The organism is Stenotrophomonas sp. 89682_Sma, from assembly GCF_056481405.1.
The window spans coordinates 3409269-3430704 of record NZ_CM151147.1; the positions used below are offsets into that span (position 1 = coordinate 3409269).

Here is a 21436-nt window from a genome sequence, read left to right on the forward strand (position 1 = left end):
GATCCCAGCGTCCATGCGCCGTTCCGTCTCCCTGTTGGCCGCCTGCGCCACCACCCTGCTGCTGGGCGCCTGCGCCAGCACCGCACCCGCGTCCGCTCCGGCCGGCCTGAAGGTCGCCGTCGATCCCGTCGCCCACCCGGCCGGCGAGACACCGCAGTGGTGGTACCGCAGCGGCGCCGCCCAGGCCGCCGCCAACGGCGCGATGTCCGGCAAGGCCAAGAACGTCATCCTGTTCCTCGGCGACGGCATGAGCCTGACCACCGTGGCCGCCTCGCGCATCTACGAAGGCCAGCAGAAGGGTGGCTCGGGCGAGGAGAACCTGCTGTCCTGGGAGCGCTTCCCGGCCACGGCGTTCAGCAAGACCTACAACACCGATTCGCAGACCCCGGATTCGGCCGGCACCATGACCGCCATCACCACCGGCGTGAAGACCCACATGGGCGCGATCGGCGTCAGCGCCGGCAGCCGCACCGACTGCGCCGACAGCCTGTCCAAGGGCCTGCTGACCTGGCTGCAGCTGGCCGACAGCGCCGGCCTGGCCACCGGCGTGGTGTCGACCGCGCGCCTGACCCATGCCACCCCGGCCGCCACCTATGCGCACTCACCCGAGCGCAACTGGGAAAACGACACCGACCTGACTGAAGCCGCCAAGGCCGCAGGCTGCAAGGACATCGCCCAGCAGCTGCTGTCGACCTCGCGCTATGGGCGCGGCCCGCTGGTCGCCCTCGGCGGCGGTCGCGGTGAATTCACCACCGTGGAAGAGCGCGATCCGGAATACGACGACAAGGTCGGCCAGCGCCTGGACGGCCGCAGCCTGGTGCAGGAATGGCAGCAGGCGCACCCGCAGGGTGCCTACGTGTGGAACAGCAAGCAGCTGGCCGCCGCCGCCAACGCGCCGGCCATCCTTGGCCTGTTCGAGCCGGACCACATGCGCTACGAATACGAGCGCCCGCAGGATCCGGGCGGTGAGCCGAGCCTGGCCGAAATGACCGCAGCAGCGATCAAGAACCTTTCAAAGCACCAGGAAGGCTACGTGCTGATGATCGAAGGCGCGCGCATCGACCACGCCAACCACAGCGGCAATGCCTACCGTGCACTCACCGAGACCGTGGCCCTGTCCGACGCGGTGCGCGTGGCCAACGAACTGACCTCGGCCGATGACACGCTGATCATCGTTACCGCCGACCACTCGCACACGCTGAACTTCGTCGGCTACCCGGCACGCGGCAACCCGATCCTGGGCAAGGTGAAGGACAAGGGCGGCGAAGACGGCGCCGGCAAGCTGGACTACGCGCTGGACGGCACCGGCCAGCCGTACACCACGCTGAGCTACGCCAATGGCCCGGGCCATACCGGCAGCAGCAACCAGCAGCCAGCCGGCCCGAAGCGTTACCCGCACAACCCGAGCAGCTTTGAAGCGGCCAACGGCCGTCCGAACCTGCGCGAGGTCGACACCGAGCACCCCGACTACATGCAGGAGGCACTGGTGCCGATGAAGTCCGAATCGCACGGCGGTGAGGATGTGGGCATCTGGGCACGCGGCCCGGGCAGCAAGGCGATCCGCGGCACGCTGGAACAGAACGCGATCTACCACATGATCGTGCAGGCCACCCCGGCCCTGCGCGAGCGCCTGTGCCAGGCCGGCACCTGCGACGACAAGGGCGTGCCGGTGCAGCTGCCGGCACCGACGGCCTTCGAGCGCAAGGCCGAGGCCAAGTGATCGTGAGGCAGGCCCGCCGCCCTGCCCCTGCCAGCGGCCGCTTCGCGCGGTCGCTGGCCCTGCTCGGCGTGCTGGCCAGTTCCAGCGCGCTGGCGCAGGCACCGGCGTGCAAGCTGCTGACCGACGAACACGGGTTATGGCCGCTGCCCAACTGCGAAGTGGTCGACCACCGGCCGAAGATCCAGCCGGACACGCTGAAAGACCTGAACTTTGATGACCACGGCCTGGCCGTGGTGTATGCCGACCAGGGTTTCCACTACGTCGACCGCAAGGGCCGCAGCCTGCCGGTGCTGACCTGGGACAACGGCCCGGAGACACCGGAGGAAGGCCTGCTGCGCGGGCGCGTCGGCAATCGCGTGGGCTACTTCGATCTGACATTCCGCCAGGTGGTGCCGGGCACCTTCGATTTCGCCTGGCCGTTCCGCGATGGCGTGGCCGAGGTCTGCAACGGCTGTCGTCGCGGCACGCCGGATGGCGATGGCCACACGCCGATGGAAGGCGGAGAGCGGTTCCGCATTGACCGCTCGGGCCGTCGGGTGAAGTAGGGTTTTCGGCAGGGCTGCGCCCTGCACCTGCAGACGCAACGGCAACGGCAACGGCAACGGCCGAAGCAACAGCAACAGCATGCATTCCGTGGGATGGCGGGGCACTGTGGGTTTGCGGGGACGCCGTAAACCCATCCATGGGGGCTTGGTCGCCGCATCCATGCGGCTCACTGATCTGGCCCCCTGAAAACGGACGCCATGAAGCCGTTTCAGGCGGCAGCCCGGCGCTGCCGGGCGTAGTTGTTAGGCGAGCGGTAGCCCAGCGCCGAGTGTAGCCGGGCTGGATTGTAGAAGCCGTGGATGTAAGCAGCGATGGACTGGCTGGCTTGTTCCCTACTGGCGTAAGGCTCGGCAGCCTCTTCTGTCTTGAGCGTCGCAAAGAAGCTCTCGGCCACCGCGTTGTCCCAGCAATTGCCAGGCCGGCTCATGCTTTGGACCACGTCATGGGACTGCAGCAGCTGGCGAAACTGGTTCCCCCAGTACTGCCCACCACGATCTGAATGGAAGATCAGGCCGGGTCGTTGTGGATGCAGAGCCCAAGCATTGGCAAATGCTTTCGCCACCAGCTCTTCAGTCAGGCGCTTGGAAACGCTGTAGCCCAGCACCTGCCGGGTCTGGACGCTGATGACCACGGCCAGATGCAGCCATCCCTGGCGGGTGGGGACATACGTGATATCCCCAACCCACGCCGTCGGTCCGGTTCCGGGGGCAAATTGCCGATCCAGCAGGTTGGGGGCGAGCTGAGATGAGCCGCCGGAGGACTTGGGTCGGAATCGGCCTTTGGTCTTGCCCTGGATTCGCTCCTCGGCCATTAACCGTGCCACGCGCTTGTGGCCGACTGGGTGATTCCTGGCTCGTAAGGCCCTGACCAGCCGACGTCGCCCATAACTGCGCTTGCTGGTCACATGAATGGCCCGAAGCTCGGTACGGAGGGCCGAATCGACATCGCACGTTTGGGCACACTGCCGGCGCAGGTAATCATGGAATCCAGAGACAGAAACCCTAAGAACCCGACACAACAACCTGGTCGGGTAGTGAGTCCTTTGACTGGCGACGAAGGCGTACCTCACTTGGACTCTCTGGCAAAGAACGCCGCCGCTTTTTTTAGGATTTCCCGCTCCATCTTCAGATTGGCGTTCTCGGCCCGAAGGCGGCTGATCTCGCTTTCCAGGTCGGTGGCCGGCCTGCGAGCCTCAGAGGTCAACGACCGGCCAGCACGGACCGCGTCAAGCCAATTTGCCAGCGTCTTGACCGACATCTCCAGCTGACGGGCTGCTGCGGCAGGCCCGAGCGACTCGGCCAACTCCACGGCTTGGTGCTTGAACTCATCGGTGTAGCTACGACGGGTGATACGGGACATAAGGGACCTCCAGGTGCGATCAAAGTATCGCTTCTTGGCGTCCGCTGACGGGGGGCCAGATCACACACCCCGCAAACCCACAGTGCCCCGCCTTCGACAGTTGGCTGGTGGCCAGTAGATCCACGCCATGCGTGGATGAAATCTGTCAGATATCGAATTGAATCCGGGGTCAGATCCGTTTTCCTGCGGAAAACGGATCTGACCCCAGGAGCAATTCCGACAGTTCGCAGGAAACTGTCGAAGGCGGGGTGGGTCCGGTTGCGGGAGTGTCCGCGGCATGGATGCCGCGGCCAAGCCCCCAAGGATGGGTTTACGGCGTCTCCCGCAACCGGACCCACCCCGCCATCCCTCAGCAGACCAGCTGTTGCTGTTGCTCTGGCTCGTAGCGGGTGCAGGGCGCAGCCCTGCCAAGTAAACCCCACCCTATACTTGCCGCCGTGACTGCCTTCCCTGCCCTTGTTCCGCTGGATGCCCCCCTGCTGGTGGGCTACAGCGGCGGTGTCGACTCCACCGTGCTGCTGCACTGGCTGTGGCGCTGCGCCCAGGCCTCCGGCACTCCACTGCGTGCGATGCACGTACACCACGGTCTGCAGCCAGCCGCCGACGACTGGGTACGGCATTGCCAGCAGCAGTGCGCGGCCCTCGGTATCGAGCTGGCCGTGCATCACGTACAGGTCGACGACACCACAGGCCTGGGCCTTGAAGGCGCGGCTCGCCAGGCACGACGTTCCGCCTTCGCGGCTGAACTGCGCGAAGGTGAAACGCTGGCACTGGCGCAGCACCAGGACGACCAGGCCGAGACCTTCCTGATGCGCGCGCTGCGCGGTTCGGGCGTCGACGGCCTTGCAGCGATGTCCGCGCACAGCCGCCTTGGCGAACATCGCCTGTGGCGACCGCTGCTGTCGACGCCGCGCACCGCGCTGCTCGACTACGCCCGGCAGCACGCGCTGCAATGGATCGAAGACCCCAGCAACGCCGAAGACCACGCCGATCGCAACTTCCTGCGCCTGCAGGTGTTGCCGTTGCTGCGCCAGCGCTGGCCGCACGCGGCTGCGGCATTGGCCGGCAGCGCGACGCATTGCCGGCAGACCCGCGAATTGCTGGACGAGGAAGACGCCGAGCTGATCGCGCACCTGGAAGTGGCACCGCGCGTGCTGTCGCTGCAGTTGCTGCGTCAGGTATCACCGGGGCGCGCGGCACGCGTGCTGCGCGCCTGGGTGATCGGCCACGGCGCAGCACCGTTGCCGGCCACGGTGTTGCAGCAGGCGCTGGAGGAGCTGTTGCCGGCCGACATCGACCGCCAGGCGCGTGTGCGCTGGCAGGATCACGCGATCCAGCAATGGCGTGACCACGCCTACCTGCTGCCGGCCCGGCTGCCTTCGCTGCCCCTCGGCTGGCAAGCCGCCTGGGATGGCCGTGCACCGCTGCCATTGCCCGATGGTGGTCAGCTGAGCCTGCTTGGCGCCAGCGCTTTCGAGCAGCCACTGCAGGTCCGCACACGCGTGGGCGGTGAGCGCATCCTGCTGCCCGGTCGCCAGCATTCGCACGCGCTGAAGGACTGCCTGCAGCGTGAGCGCCTTGCCCCATGGCGGCGCGCGCAGCTGCCGTTGATCTTCGATGGCCCGCAGTTGCTGGCCGCGGCCGACGTGGTCATCGCCGCGCCCTTGCAGGCCTGGTTGCAGGCGAACGAGGCGCAGCTGCGGTGGCGTCCCGGCGGCTGGTGAATTGACCCCCGCGCGCGGCCCGTCCACACTTGCCGCATGGCCAAGAAGTCCCCCGAAAACGCCTCCCCGGTCGCCCGGTTCGAGCAGTCGCTCGAATCGCTGGAGCAGCTGGTGGAGCAGATGGAAACCGGCGAGCTGAGCCTGGAAGCTTCGCTCAGTGCTTACGAGCGTGGTGTCGGTCTGTACCGCCAGTGCCAGCAGGCGCTGGAGCAGGCCGAACTGCGCGTGCGCCTGCTCAGCGATCCGGCGCAGCCGGAAGCCTCCGAGCCTTTCGATCCGCCCAGCCATGACGGCTGAGGTTCTGTTCGCGCGTTGGCGCGACCGTATCGAAAGCCAGCTCGATGCCGCCCTGCCCTCGCCTGCCGAGGCGCCGCAGCGTCTGCACCAGGCCATGCGCTATTCGGTGCTCGGTGGCGGCAAGCGCATGCGGCCGCTGCTGGTGTACGCCAGTGGTCACCTGTTCGGCGCGCAACTGGAACACCTGGACGCCGCTGCGATGGCCGTCGAGCTGATCCACGCCTATTCGCTGGTGCATGACGACCTGCCGGCGATGGACGACGATGCCCTGCGTCGCGGCAAGCCGACCACCCACATCGCCTTCGACGAAGCCACCGCCATCCTTGCCGGTGATGCGCTGCAGACCCGTGCTTTCGGCCTGCTGGCCGATGCTCCGCTGCCAGCCACCTTGCGCGTGGCCTGCCTGCAGACCCTGGCCCATGCCTCGGGTGCTTCAGGCATGTGCGGCGGCCAGGCGCTGGACATCGATGCCACCGGCCAGCAGCAGACGCTGGCAGCACTGACCCGCATGCATGCCCTGAAGACCGGTGCATTGATCCGGGCGGCGGTACGCATGGGCGCGCTGTGCGGCCAGGCCCACGAACCGCAGCTGGCCCAGCTGGACAGCTTCGCCGATGCGCTCGGCCTGGCCTTCCAGGTGCGCGATGACATCCTCGATGTCGAAGCCAGTTCCGAACAGCTGGGCAAGACCGCCGGCAAGGACCAGGCACAGGACAAGAGCACCTTCCCCGCCCTGCTCGGCATGGACGGTGCGAAGGCGCAGCTGCAGGAACTGGCGGCACGCATGCAGGCCCTGCTGGCCGGGTATGGCGACGAGGCCGATGCGCTGCGCGCCCTGGCAACGCTGGCGGTGGAACGCGATCACTGATCGCTGCACGCGGGCCGGCATTTCCCGCACACGAAAACGCCCGGCAATGCCGGGCGTTTTCAGTTCCGCGTGCGGACGATCTTACTTGATCAGGCGCAGCGCGAACGGGTAGCGGTAGGCTTCGCCGTTGTTGGCCTTGACCGCAGCGATGATGCTGAACACCAGGCTGATGATGCCGACGATCGGCGCCAGGATGCCGCCGATGATCACGATCATCAGGATCATGCTGATGACCATGGCGATGGTCACGGTGATCTGGAAGTTCAGGGCTTCCTTGGCCTGGTCGGTCACGAAGGCCTTGCCCGCGTCATCCTTGTTGATCAGCCAGATGATCAGCGCGCCGATGAAGCCGGTGAAGATGCCCAGCAGGTGCGCGGCCAGGGCCATGGTGCGCTGGTCGGCCGGGACGTCGGTGGTGGCCGGCGGCGGCGGCGGGACGTTATCGAATTCACTCACGACAAAACTCCTTTTCATTGGGTGGTCTTGACCAACCAGCACCCAGCTGATTGCGTCAGGCGGGCATAGCTTACGCCATCGACGGCATCAATCATTACCTGCGATGGTCATCCGCCCCAACAGGATCGAACCGGTCCGGATGTGCGACCGGGGATCGACGTCGCTGCCGACCGCCTCGATGCTGCTGAACATCTCGCGCAGGTTGCCGGCGATGGTGATGCCGTCCACCGGGTACTGGATCTCGCCGTTCTCGACCCGGAAGCCACCCGCGCCACGCGAATAGTCGCCGGTCACGCCGTTCACGCCCTGCCCCATCAGCTCGGTCACCAGCAGGCCGTCGCCCATCTGCCGCGCGATGTCCTGCAGGGAGCCGGCATTGGCCGCCAACTGCAGGTTGTGCACGCCGCCGGCGTTGGCGGTGGTCTGCAGGCCCAGCTTGCGTGCCGAGTAGCTGCCCAGCACATAGCGCTGCAGCACGCCATCGCGGACCAGCGCCGAGGCCCGGGTGGCGACGCCGTCGCCGTCGAAGGCTGCCGAGCGCAGGCCACGGCGCAGGTGCGGCAGCTCCTCGATCTGCATCCATTCCGGGAACAGGCGCTGGCCAACGCTGTCCAGCAGGAAGCTGGCCTGGCGGTACAGGGCACCGCCGGACACCGCCGACAGCAGGTGCCCGACCAGGCTGCGCGCCACTTCCGGGGCGAACAGCACCGGCATGCTGCCGGTGGCCAGCGATCGCGGCTGCAGGCGGGCGACAGTGCGCTCGGCGGCACGGCGACCGACCAGGCCGACGTCCTCCAGGTCCTCGCGAGCCAGCGCACTGGTGTACCAGCCGTCACGCTGCATGCCATCGCCCTGCCCGGCGATCAGCGCACAACCGACCGAGTGGTGGGTGCCGCGCTCACGGCCGATGAAGCCATGCGAATTGGCATAGACCGACAGGCTCTGCATGCTCGACACCGAGGCGCCATCGGAATTGCGGATCTGCGCATCGGCCTCACGGCCTGCGGCTTCGCAGGCCAGGGCCAGGTCCACCGCCTCGTCGGCCTGCAGCGCCCACGGGTGCCAGCCGTCCAGGTCCGGGAAGTGGGTGGCCATCAGGTCCGCCTCGGCCAGGCCGGCGGCCGGGTCGTCCTCGGTATGCCGGGCGATGGCGCAGGCCTGCTCGACCGTGGCCGCCAGGCTGGCCTCGTTCAGGTCGCCGGTGCTGGCACTGCCCTTGCGTTGGCCGAAGTACACGGTGACGGCGATGCCGCGGTCGCGGGTGGACTGCACGGTTTCGACCTCGCCGAGGCGGACATTGACCTCCAGGCCACGGTCTTCGCTGCAGCTGACTTCGGCCTGGCTGGCGCCCAGCGCGCGGGCACGGTCAAGCAGCTGCTGGGAGAGGTCGGCCAGCCGTTCCAGCCGGGCCGCGCTGTCGTCGCCGACAGCGGCTTCAGGGGCGATCACGTTCAATGCTTTATCCTGTACGGGTTGGGCCCGGCATCACGCCGGGCGACTTTTTTTGAAATCAGGTATGGACGATGCGCGGACGCGACGAAGAAACCGGTGAATTCCACGACAAGAGCCGCAGCCAGAACCGGCGCGACGCGCTCGACGTCCTGGCCCTGGGCGAAAAACTGGTGTCGCTGACACCGGCCCAGCTGGCGCGCCTGCCGATCCCGGAAGACCTGCTGCCGCACATCGCCGAGTGCAAGCGCATCACCGCCCACATCGCCCACAAGCGCCAGCTGGCGTTCCTGGCCAAGCACATGCGCCGCGAAGAAGACGCCACGCTGGATGCGATCCGCGATGCGCTGGATGCCAACAGCGAAACCGGCCGCCGCGAGGTGGCGATGATGCACCGCGTGGAAGACTGGCGCGAGCGCCTGCTGGCCGAAGGTGACAAGGCGCTGGCCGCCCTGCTGGACGACTACCCGCAGGCCGACCGCCAGCAGCTGCGCACGCTGGTGCGCAATGCGCAGGCCGAGAAGGCGAAGAACAAGCCGCCGCGTGCCTACCGCGAGATCTACCAGGTGCTGCGCGCACTGATGCTGCCGGCGGCGCTCGGCCTGAAGGCCAGCGCCGAAGACGCCGGCCACGTCGAGACCGACGAAGCCGACGAGGACTGAGTCCGCGCCGGCGCGGGCGGTGGCGCTGGCCATCGCCCGGCTCAGGCCTGGGTACCGCCGACGGTGATGCCCTCGATCAACAGCGACGGCTGGCCGACACCCACCGGCACACTCTGCCCGTCCTTGCCACAGATACCCACGCCCTCATCCAGGGCCAGGTCGTTGCCGACCATGCGTACCTTCTGCATGGTCTCCGGACCGTTGCCGATCAGGGTCGCGCCCTTCACCGGCGCGGTGATGCGGCCATCCTCGATCAGGTAGGCCTCGGTGGCCGAGAACACGTACTTGCCGCTGGTGATGTCGACCTGGCCACCGCCGAAGTTGACCGCATACAGGCCCTTCTTCACCGAACGGATCATTTCCTGCGGATCGTGCTGGCCGGCACGCATGTAGGTATTGGTCATGCGCGGCATGGTCAGGTGCGCGAACGATTCGCGACGCCCGTTGCCGGTCGGTGCCATGCCCATCAGGCGTGCATTGAGGCTGTCCTGCATGTAGCCGACCAGGATGCCGTCCTCGATCAGCGTGGTGCACTGGCTCGGGTGGCCTTCGTCGTCGATGTTGAGCGAACCGCGACGGCCGTCGAGCGTACCGTCGTCAACGATGGTCACCCCCGGGGCGGCAACGCGTTCGCCGATGCGGCCAGCGTAGACACTGGTGCCCTTGCGGTTGAAATCGCCTTCCAGGCCATGGCCGACCGCCTCGTGCAGCAGCACGCCGGGCCAGCCCGGGCCCAGCACCACCGGCATCACCCCGGCCGGTGCCGGCACGGCGTCCAGGTTCACCAGCGCCTGGCGCAGGGCCTCGCGGGCAAATGCCTCGGGGCGGCCATCAGCGAACAGTTCCTCATAGCCATAGCGGCCACCGCCACCGGCATAGCCGGACTCGCGGCGGCCGTTGTGTTCGACGATCACCTGCACGTTCAGGCGCACCAGCGGGCGCACGTCAGCGCCCAGCACGCCGTCGCTGCGGGCGATCAGCACCGTGTCGACGCCCCCGGACAGGCTGACCATCACCTGCTTCACGCGCGGGTCGGCGGCACGCAGGTAGCCGTCCAGGCGCTTGAGCACCTCGACCTTGGCCTCGTTGCCGACGCCATCGATGGGATCCAGCGCCGGATACAGCGCGCGTGCATTGCCTCGCAGCAGCGAGCGCCCGGCCTGCGCGCCACCTTCGCGCGAGATCGCACGCGCCGACTGCGCCGCGGCCAGCAGCGCGTCGGCATGGATGTCATCGGAATAGGCGAAACCGGTCTTCTCACCGGAAATCGCCCGCACGCCCACGCCTTGCTCGATGGAGTGGGCACCGTCCTTGACGATGCCATCCTCCACGCTCCAGCTCTCGCGGCGGGCATGCTGGAAATAAAGGTCTCCGAAGTCGACTCCGGGGCCGAGCAACTGTCCGAAGGTGCGCTCCAGGCCAGCGGTATCCAGGCCACCGGGGCGCAGCAGGCGGTCTTGGGCAAGCGTCAGGGCGATATCAGTCATGGTCTCGATCTGGGGGTGCGGGGGCGCTCAGGCAAGCCCCGTGAACAGGAGGTCCACGCTCAGCGTGAGCGTGGCAGGTCGGTAACGGTCGGCGGAACGGCCGGGGCCGGGCGCGGCACAGGCGCTGGCGGGGTCTTGTCGCGGCTGCGTTCGATCACTTCCACCTTCGGCTCCTTCCAGGGGCCGGTCACCTTGTAGGTGCGGGCGCCGATCTCGCCGAGCGGTTTGGACAATACCGCATTGGTGGCCGCGCCGAGCGCCGCGCCCACCGGGCCACCTGCCACCGCGCCGACCACGGTCAGCAGGTTGCCGGCGCGCGGGTTGACATCGATGGTCTGGTCGAACTGCTGGTTGCGCAGGTCGGCCTGGCCGCGGATGGTGATGTTCGCCGCCGGGCCTTCGATCAGTACTTTGTCGGTGCGGGCCATGCCCTGTCCGAACTGCACGCTGCCGTCGACCTGGTTGAACGCGAAGCCCTTGGAGAAGAAATCGCGGAAATCGAACATCAGGCGCCGCGGCAGCTGGGTCACGCTGAGCAGGCCCAGCACTCGGCCGGCACCGGGCTCCAGCTCCAGCAGCTGGCCGTTGCGTGCGTGCAGGTCAAGGCGGCCCTGCAGGTTGGCCAGCTGGAAGTCCGACGGCCCCCCGCTCCACGACGCCTGCAGCTGTGCCTGGCCGGAGCCGCCGCGCAGCTGCCCGCCGTAGTCGAGGTTCTGCATCAGGCCGCCCAGGTCCTCACTGCGCACCTGCGCGGTCAGTTCGGTGCGGGCACCACCGGTGCGGCCCAGCCAGCGACCGCTGATGTCGATCTCCTGGTCCGGCGCGCGGAAGCGCAGCTCGTCCACGTTCAATCCGTTGGCCAGTGGCCGCGTGCGCAGCACCGCCTGGCCGAGCACGACCTTGCCGAACTGCAGGTCGGCGATGTCCAGCGCGAACGGCGGCAACTTGGCCGGGTCCATGTCATTGGCACCCGCCTGCACCCGCGCTGGCGCGGCCGCACCCGGTGCCGGCGGCAGCGACTGCCAGTGCACGCGATCGAGTTGGCCACTGATGGTGCCTCCTTCGGCGTTGGGTACGGTCAGGCGACCGGCCAGCGAAGGTCCATCCAGGCGCACATCCAGCGCTTGCGGTCCCGGCTGCAGCTGCAGGCGGGTCTGCTCGAAGACGCCGCCGATCAGCATCAGCTTGCCGACCTGCACGTCCACGGCACGCAGCGGCATGCCGTCATCGTCGTTGCCACCGCGGGCCAGGCCGATCCACTCCAGCGCATCCAGGGTCGGGCTGCGGCCATTGACGGACAGTCCGCTCGGCGGCGGCTCGCGATCGGCATGGTCGCTGCCCAGGGTGACCTGCACACCGGTGCGGTTGTTGTGGCTGCGCGCGGCCAGGGCCAGACGCTGGCCAAAGGCCACATCGATGCGGCCAGCGCCCATCGGCAGCTGCGCGGCCACCGTGGTCGCCAGCGGCTCGGTGGCCGGCTTGTCCAGGGGCGCCGGCAGGTCCAGGCGGGTTCCCACCAGATCCGAACTCAGGCGCAGCTCGCTGGGCGGTGCGGGCGCTCCCGGTGCCACTTTGGGCAGGTTGACCGCAATGGTCCATGGAGAGGTACCGGCGATATAGGGCTTGAGCCACGCCATTTCCGGGGCGCGGTCAATCAGCACGCCGGCGTCGAGGTTGGCCGTCAGCTGCGACTCGAACGCCAGCCTGCTGTCGTGCACGTAGCCGCCGGCGCGCAGGCTCAAGCGGCCGTCCTGACCAAGGTGGCGCACCGCCAGTTCCTCGGCACCGAAGCCGCCATTGCTGTAGCGCGCCTGCCCATGCATGTTGTCGAAGGCCAGCTGGAAGCGCTTGTCCACCAGCTTCACACCGTTGAGGTCGACCGTGCCCTGCAGGTGACCGCCGCCTTCATCGTGGTGCAGCGGCTGCAGCAGGTCGAAGGTCACGTGCGCCGGGCCGCTGGCGACCAGGTTGTCCAGGGTATCGCCATAGTCCTTGTGCAGCGGGCTCTGCCGCAGCATCGCCAGCAGCTTGCCCGCATCGCTGGGCGCATCCGCGCGCACATACAGCGGCTGCTGGCCGAAGTCCGGAATGCCCGCTTCGAATGCCTGTACCGCCACGCCGGCCAGATCGCCGCGCCCGCGCATGTCGAAGCCGGGGCCGATGAAGGCGATATCGGCATCGACCTGGCGCATCAGCGGCCAATCGTGCTGGAAGCGGATCTCGCCGTTGGTGATGTGTCCGGTGGCCTCGAAGCGGCCATCATGGTTGTCGAACGGCCAGTCATCCAGGTCACCACTGACCAGGCCGACACCGTTGCGCACCTGCCCACCGGCCAGTGCCATGTCCAGCCAGTCGGTGGCGCCCTTGCTCATCTTGGAATGGATCCAGAACCGCTTGGCCGCGGTCATCGGCACATCGTCCAGCTTGGCCGCCAGCTGCAGCCACGGCCGCGTGCCGTCACCCTGGAACCAGACGCCGCCACGCACATCGGCCGCGTAATCGGTACCTTCCACCCGCATCGCCGCGGTGCCGATGCGCCAGCCACCGGCCTCGTCGCGCCAGCCCACCACCTGCCCGGCCAGATGCAGGTCGTGGCGCACGCCGAAGCCCGTCGGCCAATCGAACTGCAGTTGACGTTGCGGCTGCAGCTGCAGGCTGAAGCCATCGGCATCGCCCTCGAAGCGCCCCCCCAGGCCACGCAGGCCCGGCGAGTGACCCACGCTGGCGAAGCCCAGCGACTGCAGCTCACCCTGGACCCACAACGGGCCATCACGTTCGCCGGCCAGCTGCAGCTCACGCACATCCAGCTGCGGTTTGGACAGGAACAGCCAATGGCGCAGGCCGGGGTCGAGGCGATCACTCAGCGCCAGGGCGCGCAGCGCGGTACCGGCCTGTACCTCGCCGGAACCAACCCGCAACTGCTTGCCGACCTGCAGGTGCAGGCCATCGAGCTGTTGTTCACCGTCCGCCGACTTCAGGCGCAGGCGCGGCACCTGCAACGCCCAGCCATCGGCCTGGCGCTGCCAGCGCAGGCGGGCCTGCACGCGCTGCAGCTGCAGCTGCGGAGCAGCCACGTCGGGCATCGGCGCGCCATCGATGCGGACGTCACGCAGGTCCGAATCAGTGGTCAGGGCCACCGGCGCGAAATCGCGCAGCGTCAGCCACAGGTTCAGCTCGCCCTTGCCCTCGCGCAGGCGGATGCCCCCGGCCGCAAGCAGCGGCGACCAGGCGTGGAAATCAACGGGGTCTGCGCCAAGCCAGGCCTGGCCGTTGCCGCCTGCGCGGTCCACGTCCAGTACCGCGGTCAAAGGCAGCGCGTCGGCCTGTGCCCATGCCCGTACGCCGACCCGCAGGCGCTGGCCGTTGACGCGCAGGCGGAGGTCGATGCGCGGCAGCGTGGTGTCGATGCCCAGGCCCGGCGCATGCACGCCCAGGCGGCCACCGATCACCTGCAGTTCGCCCAGCCGGCGCAACGCGTCCAGCGGATCGCCGCCGGTGTTGGACTGCGGCAGGCCACGCACCGACCAGCGGCCGTCCTCGCCCTGCTGCAGGTCCAGCGCCAGGCCACGCAGGCGCAGTTCGGTCAACGAGCGGCCGGGCAGCAGCCCGCTGTACATCGACACCAGCACCTCGGCCTCGCCGATGGCCAGGCCCTGGCCGGCGCCGATGCGCAGGCCCTTCAGCTGCAGCAGCGGGCCGCGCCGGGTCCAGGCCGTCTGCAGCTGGTCGAAATGCACCGGCTGGCCGGCGCGTTCACTCAACCAGGCGGCAATCCTGTCGGGATGGCGCTCGGCCAGCGGCAGCAGCTGGCTGAGGGTGCCCACCAGCAGTGCCAGCCCGACCAGGCCCACCGCGCAGGCGGCAATGAAATGACGGCGGATCCTTCGCAGTCGCAGGCGCGGCGGCGCGCTCATCGGCCACCGCCGGCCTGCGGCCGGCGAGGATCAGAGCAGAACGACATCGAATTGCTCCTGCAGGTACTGCTCGTCCGCCTGGAAGCGGATGCTCTTGCCGAGGAATTCCTCCAGCTCGGCCACCGCCGAGGATTCCTCGTCGGTGATGCGCGCGACCACCTTGGTCGAGGCGATCACCAGCAGGCGCGCGGCATCGAACTGGCGCACGGCACGGGTGATCTCGCGGAAGATCTCGTAGGTCACCGTTTCGGTGGTCTTGATGCTGCCACGGCCGCTGCACTGCGGGCAGGTTTCCGACAGCTGGCGCTCCAGGCTTTCGACCGTGCGCTTGCGGGTCATTTCCACCAGGCCCAGCGGCGAGAAGTCGTACACCGTGGTCTTGGCATGGTCGCGGGCCAGCGCCTTTTCCAGCGTGCGCAGCACCTGGCGGCGATGCTCGGCATCATCCATGTCGATGAAGTCGATGATGATGATGCCGCCCAGGTTGCGCAGCCGCAGCTGCCGCGCCACCGCCTGTGCCGCTTCCAGGTTGGTGCGGAACACCGTCTCTTCCAGGTTGCGCTGGCCGAGGAACGAACCGGTGTTGACGTCGATGGTGGTCATCGCCTCGGTCTGGTCGATCACCAGGTAGCCACCGGATTTCAGCGGCACCTGCTTGTCCAGCGCACGGCCGATCTCGTCCTCCACCCCGAACATGTCGAAGATGGGGCGATCACCGGCGTACAGCTCCAGTTTCTCGGCCAGCACCGGCATGTACTTGGCAACAAAGGCCTGCAGCTGCGCGAAGGTTTCCTTCGAGTCCACCTTCACCTTGTCCACGTCCTTGCGGATCAGGTCGCGCACCGAACGCAGCGGCAGGCTCAGGTCCTCATAGATGTTGCTGCACGAAGCCGCCTCGCGGCCCCGTCGCTCGACCACGTTCCAGACCCGGGACAGGTAGGCGATGTCCTCGGCGATGGCTTCGGCCGGCTGGCCTTCGGCGTTGGTACGCACGATGTAGCCGTAGCCACCATGCTGGGCCGACAGCTCGGTCACCAGTGCCTTCAGCCGCACGCGCTCGGTTTCATCCTCGATGCGCGCGGACACGCCCACGACCTTGGATTGCGGCAGCAGCACCATGTAGCGCGACGGAATGCTGATCTGCGTGGTCAGGCGTGCACCCTTGGTGCCGATCGGGTCCTTCACCACCTGCACCACGATGTCCTGGCCGTCACGCAGCAGCTCGACGATGGGCACGCTGGCCGGCGGCGGCAGGGTCGTGTTCTCGGTGTCGGCACTGGCCACCGGCGCCGGGCGCACCACGTCGTTGGCGTGCAGGAACGCGGCGCGCTCCAGCCCCACTTCGACGAACGCGGCCTGCATGCCGGGCATGACCCGCTGCACCTTGCCCTTGTAGATGTTGCCGACCACGCCACGGCGCCAGCCGCGCTCGATGTGCAGTTCCTGCAGCATGCCGTTTTCGATCACCGCGACCCGGGTTTCGCGCGGGGTCACATTGACCAGGATTTCCTCAGACATCGGCAGCCTCCCTGGCGGCATCAGCAGTTGGGGCCGGCACGCCGCAGCGCGCCAGCAGACGATCGGTGTGCAGCAGCGGCAGTCCCATCACGCCGGAGTAGCTGCCGGAAAGATGTTCGATCCAGCGTTCGGCCCCGCCCTGGATGGCGTAGGCGCCGGCCTTGTCCAGCGGCTCACCGGTGGCCACGTAGGCGGCGATGTCAGCGTCGTCGATCGGCGCGAAGGTCACTTCGGAAATGACCAGTTCGCTGTCCAACCCGTCGGCGCCGATCACCACCACCGCAGTCATCACCTGGTGGGTGCGCCCGGCCAGGCGCGCCAGCATCGCGCGCGCATCGGCGGCGTCGGCCGGCTTGCCGAACACTTCACCGTCCAGCACCACCTCGGTGTCCGAACCGAGCACCTGCGCCTGCGGGTCTTCGGCCAGTACCCGGGCCAGCCCGGCGCGCGCCTTGTCGGCGGCGACCCGGCACACATACTGTTCGGCGCTTTCGGTCGCCGCGCGCTGCTCGACGACCTCCAGGTCCAAGGCCTGGAAGGGGCGTCCGAGTCGGGCCAGCAACTGGTTGCGTCGGGGGGAGCGGGAAGCAAGATAGAGCATCGGCACAGCATAACCTGAGCCCGTCACCTGAATCGTCGGCAACCCGTCGAGGAACGCACACAACCCCGAACGGGCTCACAGCGCGTTCATCGCTACGACACCACCCTCATCCGCACAACAAGGAGATCCCATGCGCCTGACCGCCACCCCGCTGCTGCTCGCCCTGTCCCTCGCCCTTGGAACCTCGATGACCGCCCATGCTGCCCCGTCGTCGCCGTCGATCGCCGCCGCGGCCGAAGGCACCCTGCTGAACATCTCGTCCAATGCCGAAGCCACCCGCGTGCCGGACGTGGCCACCCTGTCGGCAGGCGTGGTCACCCAGGCCGCCGATGGCAACAGCGCGATGCGCCAGAACGCCCAGCAGATGGACAAGGTGCTGGCCGCGATCAAGGCCGCCGGCATCGCCGAGCGCGACGTGCAGACCAGCGGTGTCAGCCTCAACCCGCAATACCGCTATGCGGACAACGAAGCGCCGAAGATCACTGGCTACCAGGCCAGCAACACGGTCAGCCTGAAGGTCCGCGACATCGCCAAGCTCGGGAAGGTGCTCGACGCGCTGGCCGCGCAGGGTGCCAACCAGATCAACGGCCCCAGCTTCGAGATCGACCAGCCGGAACCGGTCTATGACGAAGCCCGCCTCGCCGCGCTGAAGAAGGCCCAGGCCCGTGCCCAGACCTATGCCAAGTCGCTGGGCCTGCAGGTACGCCGCATCGTCAGCATTTCCGAGAACGCCGGCGGCGGCTACCGTCCGATGCCGATGATGCGGACCATGTCGGCCGGCGCAGCGATGGACAAGGCCACCCCGGTCGCACCGGGTGAATCGACCGTCTCGGTCAACCTGGACGTGGTGTTCGAACTGGGTCGCTGATCCCATCCCTTCCGTTAGACAGAGGCGGGTCCCGCAGGGGGCCCGCCTTTTTTGTGCGTTCCGCAGGCGCTGGCTGAAGGCCAGCCCAACGCGCATGCCCCTGCCTCTAGGCAGTGGCGGCCATGCCGCGCTACTGATGGACTGCCAGCCGCGTGCGGCAACCCCGCCACGGGCCCTGGTGCGTTGAGGACTTCGTCACTGGCATGGAGGTGGACCATGGTTCGTACGTATCCCGTTGCATCCCCGCACTTCGACCCTGCCCGCGTCGCCGCCTGGAGCGCGGCCATCGCCCTGCATCTGCTCGCGTTCCTGTTGCTGCTGATCCCGGCGACCTACCAGGCCGTGCAGGTCCCGCGTGACAAGACCACGGTCAGGCTGATCGAGAAGATCCCGCCAACGCCCCCCCCTCCTGTGCTGCAGGAACCGAAGGAAGTCGCCCGGGTCGTGCCGAAACCGCAGGCACAGCCGGCGACACCGCCACTGCCGGCCCCTACCGCGACCGTGGAGGAAACACAGGGCATCACGCTGCCGGCCGCTGAACAGGCCCCGCCGCAACTTGCGCCGAGCATCGACACCCACACACCGCTGGCCGGCGCCCAGCTGCAGTACCGCAGTGCCCCGCCGCCGGCCTATCCGGTCGCCGCACTGCGCAACCATGAGCAGGGCACGGTGCTGCTGCGGGTGGAGGTCGACAGCAGCGGTCAGCCGGTCGCGGTCAGCATCGAGCGCAGCAGTGGCTCGCGTCACCTGGACCAGGCCGCACGCCAGCAGGTGCTCAAGCGTTGGCGCTTTGAACCGGCCCAGCGTGACGGCGTGGCGGTACCGGCCATCGGCCTGGTGCCGGTGCAGTTCTCGTTGCCGGACTGACGATCCGGGGCCGGTCCGACCGCCTGTCGGACCGGCCTCCGGGGTTGAAATGCCAAACTCGGCAAAGTTCAACCTCAAGCGTTACGGATTAAGCAAAATTTCACGACTTCGTCACCCGTCGGAAACCTAGATTGGCCCGTCCCGGACACTCCGGAGACAGCCCTCAACGCTACGGTTTTCCAGTTAGGAGAGAAGCTGTGAAACACCTGATCCAACGGCCCGCCAGCCGCCGCCGCTGCACCCTGGCATCGTCCATCACCCACATCCTTACCGGCGGCACCCTGCTGCTGGTTGGCGCCGTGGCTTCCACCTCCGCCTTCGCGCAGGAAAAGGCCACCAACCTGGACCGCATCACGGTCACCGGTTCGAACATTCCGCGCACCAACACCGAAACACCGTCCCCGGTGCAGGTGGTGACCCGCCAGGAAATCGACCGCACCGGCAAGACCACGGTTGCCGAATACCTGCAGACCCTGACTGCTGATGGTTCCGGCTCCATTCCGAAGACCTTCGGCAACGGCTTCGCCGGCGGTGGTGCCGGTATTTCGCTGCGTGGCCTGGGCGCGGGCTCGACCCTGGTCCTGTTGAACGGCCGCCGCATGGCCACCTACGGCCTGGCCGATGACGGCCAGAAGGTCTTCACCGACCTGAGCACCATTCCGCTCGACGCGGTTGAACGCGTGGAAGTGCTGAAGGATGGCGCCTCGGCGATCTATGGCTCCGATGCCATCGCCGGCGTGGTCAACATCATCCTGCGCAGTGACTTCCAGGGCGCGATCCTGCGTGCTTCCTACGGCACCTCCGGCGACGGCGACGGCAACGCCAAGAAGGCCACCCTGACCGCCGGCACCGGCGATCTGGCCACTGACGGCTGGAATGCCTTCTTCAGCCTGGACGTCGGCAAGACCGACGCGATCAAGATCAGCGATCGCAAGAACCGCAAGTGGATCGGCACCGGCGACACGCGCCCGTGGGGCTACGGCAACAACGCTCAGTTCCTGGGCGGCGCCTTCCTCAGCGGCGGTACCCGCGGCGGCGTGGGTCCGAATGGTTCGGTGTACGACAGCACCGGCCATCTGGTCGCCCTGCCGGGCTGTGCCGGCCTGACCACCATTCCCGGCCAGAACGACGCGACCGCCCAGGCACAGGGCTGCCTGTGGGATCCGAACCAGCTGTACCGTGACCTGACCCCGGAAGAGAAGTACGTCAACGTGTTCGGTCGTGCCAGCTTCGCCTTCGGCGAAGGCGGCGAGATCTACACCGAGATCGGCTACTCGAAGAAGGACACCACCTTCAGCAACACGCCGTCCGGTGTTTCCGGTGGCTGGGGCTACCCCGGTGGCCCCATCAACGCCAACAGTGGCGATGGCGCCACCGTGCTGGGCCCGAACCATCCGGACAACCCGATCCCGGGCCAGGCCTCGCGCCTGCGCTACTCGGCCTGGGATGTCGGCCCGCGCGTGACCGACAACTCCAACGAGTTCACCCGCTTCCTGGTCGGCGTCAAGGGCAACTGGGGTGACTGGAGTTACGATACCGCCTACCTGCACTCCGGCACCGACCTGGTCAACAAGCGCACCGGCTTCCTCAACTACGACAACGTGCGTTGCGCCCTGGCCAATCCGAACTGTGCCGGTGGTGTGTGGCGCATCGGCGACAACGCCAACCTCAATTCGCAGGCGCTGTACGACTTCATTTCGCCGCGGATCAGTGCACGTGCCAAGTCGACCCTGGACATGTTCGACTTCACCGTGTCGCGCAGCCTGATGGACCTGAAGGGTGGCCCGCTGGGCCTGGCCATCGGTACCGAGTGGCGCAAGACCAGCAACAGCCTGACCCCGCAGACCTTCACCGACCAGGGCCAGATCATCGGCCTGGGCTATTCGGCCTACGACGGCACCCAGAACGTCTACGCCGGCTATGTGGAACTGTCCGCACCGGTGCTGGAACAGCTGGAACTGTCCGGCGCGCTGCGCTACGACAAGTACGAAAGCGGCGAAGGCAAGGCGACGCCGAAGCTGGGCATCAAGTGGACCCCGGCTGACTGGATCGCCCTGCGCGCCAGCTACGCCGAAGGCTTCCGCGCGCCCAACCCGGCCGAGAACGGCGATGGTGGCCTGGCTGCCTTCTCCAATGCTGCCGACCCGGTGCGCTGCCCGGGCGGCAACCCTGCACCAGGCGCGACCTCCGACGATTGCGGCGCCCTGCCGGTCGCGATCATCACCCGTCCGAACAAGGACCTGAAGCCGGAAGAGTCGAAGAGCTACTCGGTGGGCATCGTGCTGCAGCCGACCTCCACCACCTCGCTGACCGTGGATGCATGGCAGATCAAGCGCACCAACGAAATCGCCCAGGGCGATACGGGTGCGGCGATCGCGGCAGGCAATGTGCTGCGTGACAACAACCTGCTCAACGGCGTCCCGGGCACCGGCAGCATCCTGGCCGTCAACACGGCGTACATCAATGCCGCATCGACCCGCGTCCGCGGTATCGATACCGATATCCGCCAGACCTTCGATATCGGCCCGGGCCAGCTGGAAATGGACCTGCAGTGGAGCCATGTGCTCAAGTTCGAGCGCACCGATGCCGACGTCACCCGCGACTACGCCGGCACCCACGGCAACTGCGACGTGACCAACTGCATCGGCACGCCGAGGGACCGCATCAACTTCGGCACCACCTGGAAGCAGGGTCCGTGGAGCGTGAGCGGCGTTGCCAACTACATCTCCAAGATGGAGAACAAGGATTTCCGTGGTCCGGAGGGCTCGTACCAGTTCTCGTACGCCGACGGTACCGACGTCACCAAGATCTCCTCGTTCACCACCTTCGACCTGTCCGGCCGCTGGAACATCACCGAAGCCTTCGAGCTGAATGCCTCGGTGCAGAACGTGTTCGATCGCATCGCTCCGCTCGACCCGACCACCTACGGTGGCGTGAACTACAACCCGCTGCACTTCAGCGGCGCCATCGGCCGTTACTTCACCGTCGGCGCCAAGTACACCTTCAAGTAATACCGTTCAACGCACCACCTTCGAAGGCCCGGGCACCTGCCCGGGCCTTCGTCGTTGCGGCCCCTTGCGTGCATGTTCACGGGCACACC

Annotated in this window: 17 protein-coding genes; 9 read left to right on the top strand and 8 right to left on the bottom strand. The window is 67.6% G+C overall.

What is annotated here, in order from left to right; all coding sequences use genetic code 11:
• Window positions 1–13 precede the first annotated feature (13 nt).
• Window positions 14–1720: an alkaline phosphatase gene (locus ACZK29_RS15875; protein WP_111204138.1), complete on the top strand. Its 1707-nt coding sequence runs from the start codon at window positions 14–16 to the stop codon at window positions 1718–1720.
• Entirely contained in the window at window positions 1717–2265 is a 549-nt protein-coding gene (locus ACZK29_RS15880; protein ID WP_111113553.1) for a WG repeat-containing protein, read from the top strand. The genes ACZK29_RS15875 and ACZK29_RS15880 overlap by 4 nt, the downstream gene beginning before the upstream one ends.
• A 209-nt stretch (window positions 2266–2474) precedes the next feature.
• On the opposite strand, the gene ACZK29_RS15885 is transcribed toward ACZK29_RS15880, so the two are convergent.
• Window positions 2475–3335, bottom strand: coding sequence for an IS3 family transposase (locus ACZK29_RS15885; protein WP_111202687.1), 861 nt, complete (start codon window positions 3333–3335; stop codon window positions 2475–2477).
• Window positions 3332–3625 (bottom strand): transposase, encoded by a 294-nt coding sequence (locus ACZK29_RS15890; RefSeq protein ID WP_006388655.1) that lies wholly within the window; start codon window positions 3623–3625, stop codon window positions 3332–3334. The genes ACZK29_RS15885 and ACZK29_RS15890 overlap by 4 nt, the downstream gene beginning before the upstream one ends.
• Window positions 3626–4062: 437 nt before the next feature.
• On the opposite strand from ACZK29_RS15890, the gene tilS reads away from it, so the two are divergent.
• From tilS to ACZK29_RS15905, 3 genes are read left to right on the top strand one after another with little or no spacing between them, the layout of a single operon-like run.
• A complete protein-coding gene (gene tilS / locus ACZK29_RS15895) occupies window positions 4063–5349 on the top strand; it encodes a tRNA lysidine(34) synthetase TilS (protein WP_478446230.1) in 1287 nt (428 codons plus the stop codon).
• 36 nt (window positions 5350–5385) lie between these two features.
• On the top strand, window positions 5386–5646 hold the full coding sequence (locus ACZK29_RS15900; protein ID WP_111204442.1) for an exodeoxyribonuclease VII small subunit: 261 nt from the start codon (window positions 5386–5388) through the stop codon (window positions 5644–5646).
• The gene (locus ACZK29_RS15905; protein WP_111112148.1) at window positions 5636–6514 is read left to right on the top strand and encodes a polyprenyl synthetase family protein; all 879 of its coding nucleotides are present in this window, start codon (window positions 5636–5638) and stop codon (window positions 6512–6514) included. Before ACZK29_RS15900 ends, ACZK29_RS15905 begins: the two co-directional genes overlap by 11 nt.
• A gap of 81 nt (window positions 6515–6595) precedes the next feature.
• On the opposite strand, the gene ACZK29_RS15910 is transcribed toward ACZK29_RS15905, so the two are convergent.
• The gene (locus ACZK29_RS15910; protein WP_106550602.1) at window positions 6596–6970 is read right to left on the bottom strand and encodes a DUF4870 domain-containing protein; all 375 of its coding nucleotides are present in this window, start codon (window positions 6968–6970) and stop codon (window positions 6596–6598) included.
• Between the two features lie 87 nt (window positions 6971–7057).
• Entirely contained in the window at window positions 7058–8425 is a 1368-nt protein-coding gene (gene pmbA, locus ACZK29_RS15915; RefSeq protein ID WP_478446231.1) for a metalloprotease PmbA, read from the bottom strand.
• Between the two features lie 68 nt (window positions 8426–8493).
• Here pmbA and yjgA point away from each other — a divergent pair, with 68 nt between their 5' ends.
• A complete protein-coding gene (gene yjgA, locus ACZK29_RS15920; RefSeq protein ID WP_106550600.1) occupies window positions 8494–9081 on the top strand; it encodes a ribosome biogenesis factor YjgA in 588 nt (195 codons plus the stop codon).
• 41 nt (window positions 9082–9122) lie between these two features.
• Here yjgA and tldD read toward each other — a convergent pair whose 3' ends face one another.
• From tldD to ACZK29_RS15940, 4 genes are read right to left on the bottom strand one after another with little or no spacing between them, the layout of a single operon-like run.
• Window positions 9123–10568: a metalloprotease TldD gene (tldD, locus tag ACZK29_RS15925; protein WP_106550599.1), complete on the bottom strand. Its 1446-nt coding sequence runs from the start codon at window positions 10566–10568 to the stop codon at window positions 9123–9125.
• A gap of 59 nt (window positions 10569–10627) precedes the next feature.
• The gene (locus ACZK29_RS15930; RefSeq protein ID WP_478446232.1) at window positions 10628–14482 is read right to left on the bottom strand and encodes a YhdP family protein; all 3855 of its coding nucleotides are present in this window, start codon (window positions 14480–14482) and stop codon (window positions 10628–10630) included.
• A 30-nt stretch (window positions 14483–14512) separates the two neighbouring features.
• Complete coding sequence (gene rng / locus ACZK29_RS15935; RefSeq protein WP_478446233.1) at window positions 14513–16000, bottom strand: ribonuclease G; 1488 nt, start codon at window positions 15998–16000, stop codon at window positions 14513–14515.
• Complete coding sequence (locus ACZK29_RS15940; protein ID WP_111204446.1) at window positions 15993–16601, bottom strand: Maf family nucleotide pyrophosphatase; 609 nt, start codon at window positions 16599–16601, stop codon at window positions 15993–15995. The genes rng and ACZK29_RS15940 overlap by 8 nt, the downstream gene beginning before the upstream one ends.
• Before the next feature lie 130 nt (window positions 16602–16731).
• Here ACZK29_RS15940 and ACZK29_RS15945 point away from each other — a divergent pair, with 130 nt between their 5' ends.
• The 3 genes from ACZK29_RS15945 (at window position 16732) to ACZK29_RS15955 (ending at window position 21347) form a co-directional block, all read left to right on the top strand.
• Window positions 16732–17469 carry an SIMPL domain-containing protein gene (locus tag ACZK29_RS15945; protein WP_106550596.1) on the top strand — a complete coding sequence of 246 codons (738 nt, stop codon included), beginning with the start codon at window positions 16732–16734 and terminating at the stop codon, window positions 17467–17469.
• Window positions 17470–17685: 216 nt separating this feature from the next.
• Complete coding sequence (locus tag ACZK29_RS15950; RefSeq protein WP_459047182.1) at window positions 17686–18336, top strand: energy transducer TonB; 651 nt, start codon at window positions 17686–17688, stop codon at window positions 18334–18336.
• 197 nt (window positions 18337–18533) lie between these two features.
• Window positions 18534–21347, top strand: a complete 2814-nt coding sequence (locus ACZK29_RS15955) for a TonB-dependent receptor (protein ID WP_106550594.1) — start codon at window positions 18534–18536, stop codon at window positions 21345–21347.
• Window positions 21348–21436 lie beyond the last annotated feature (89 nt).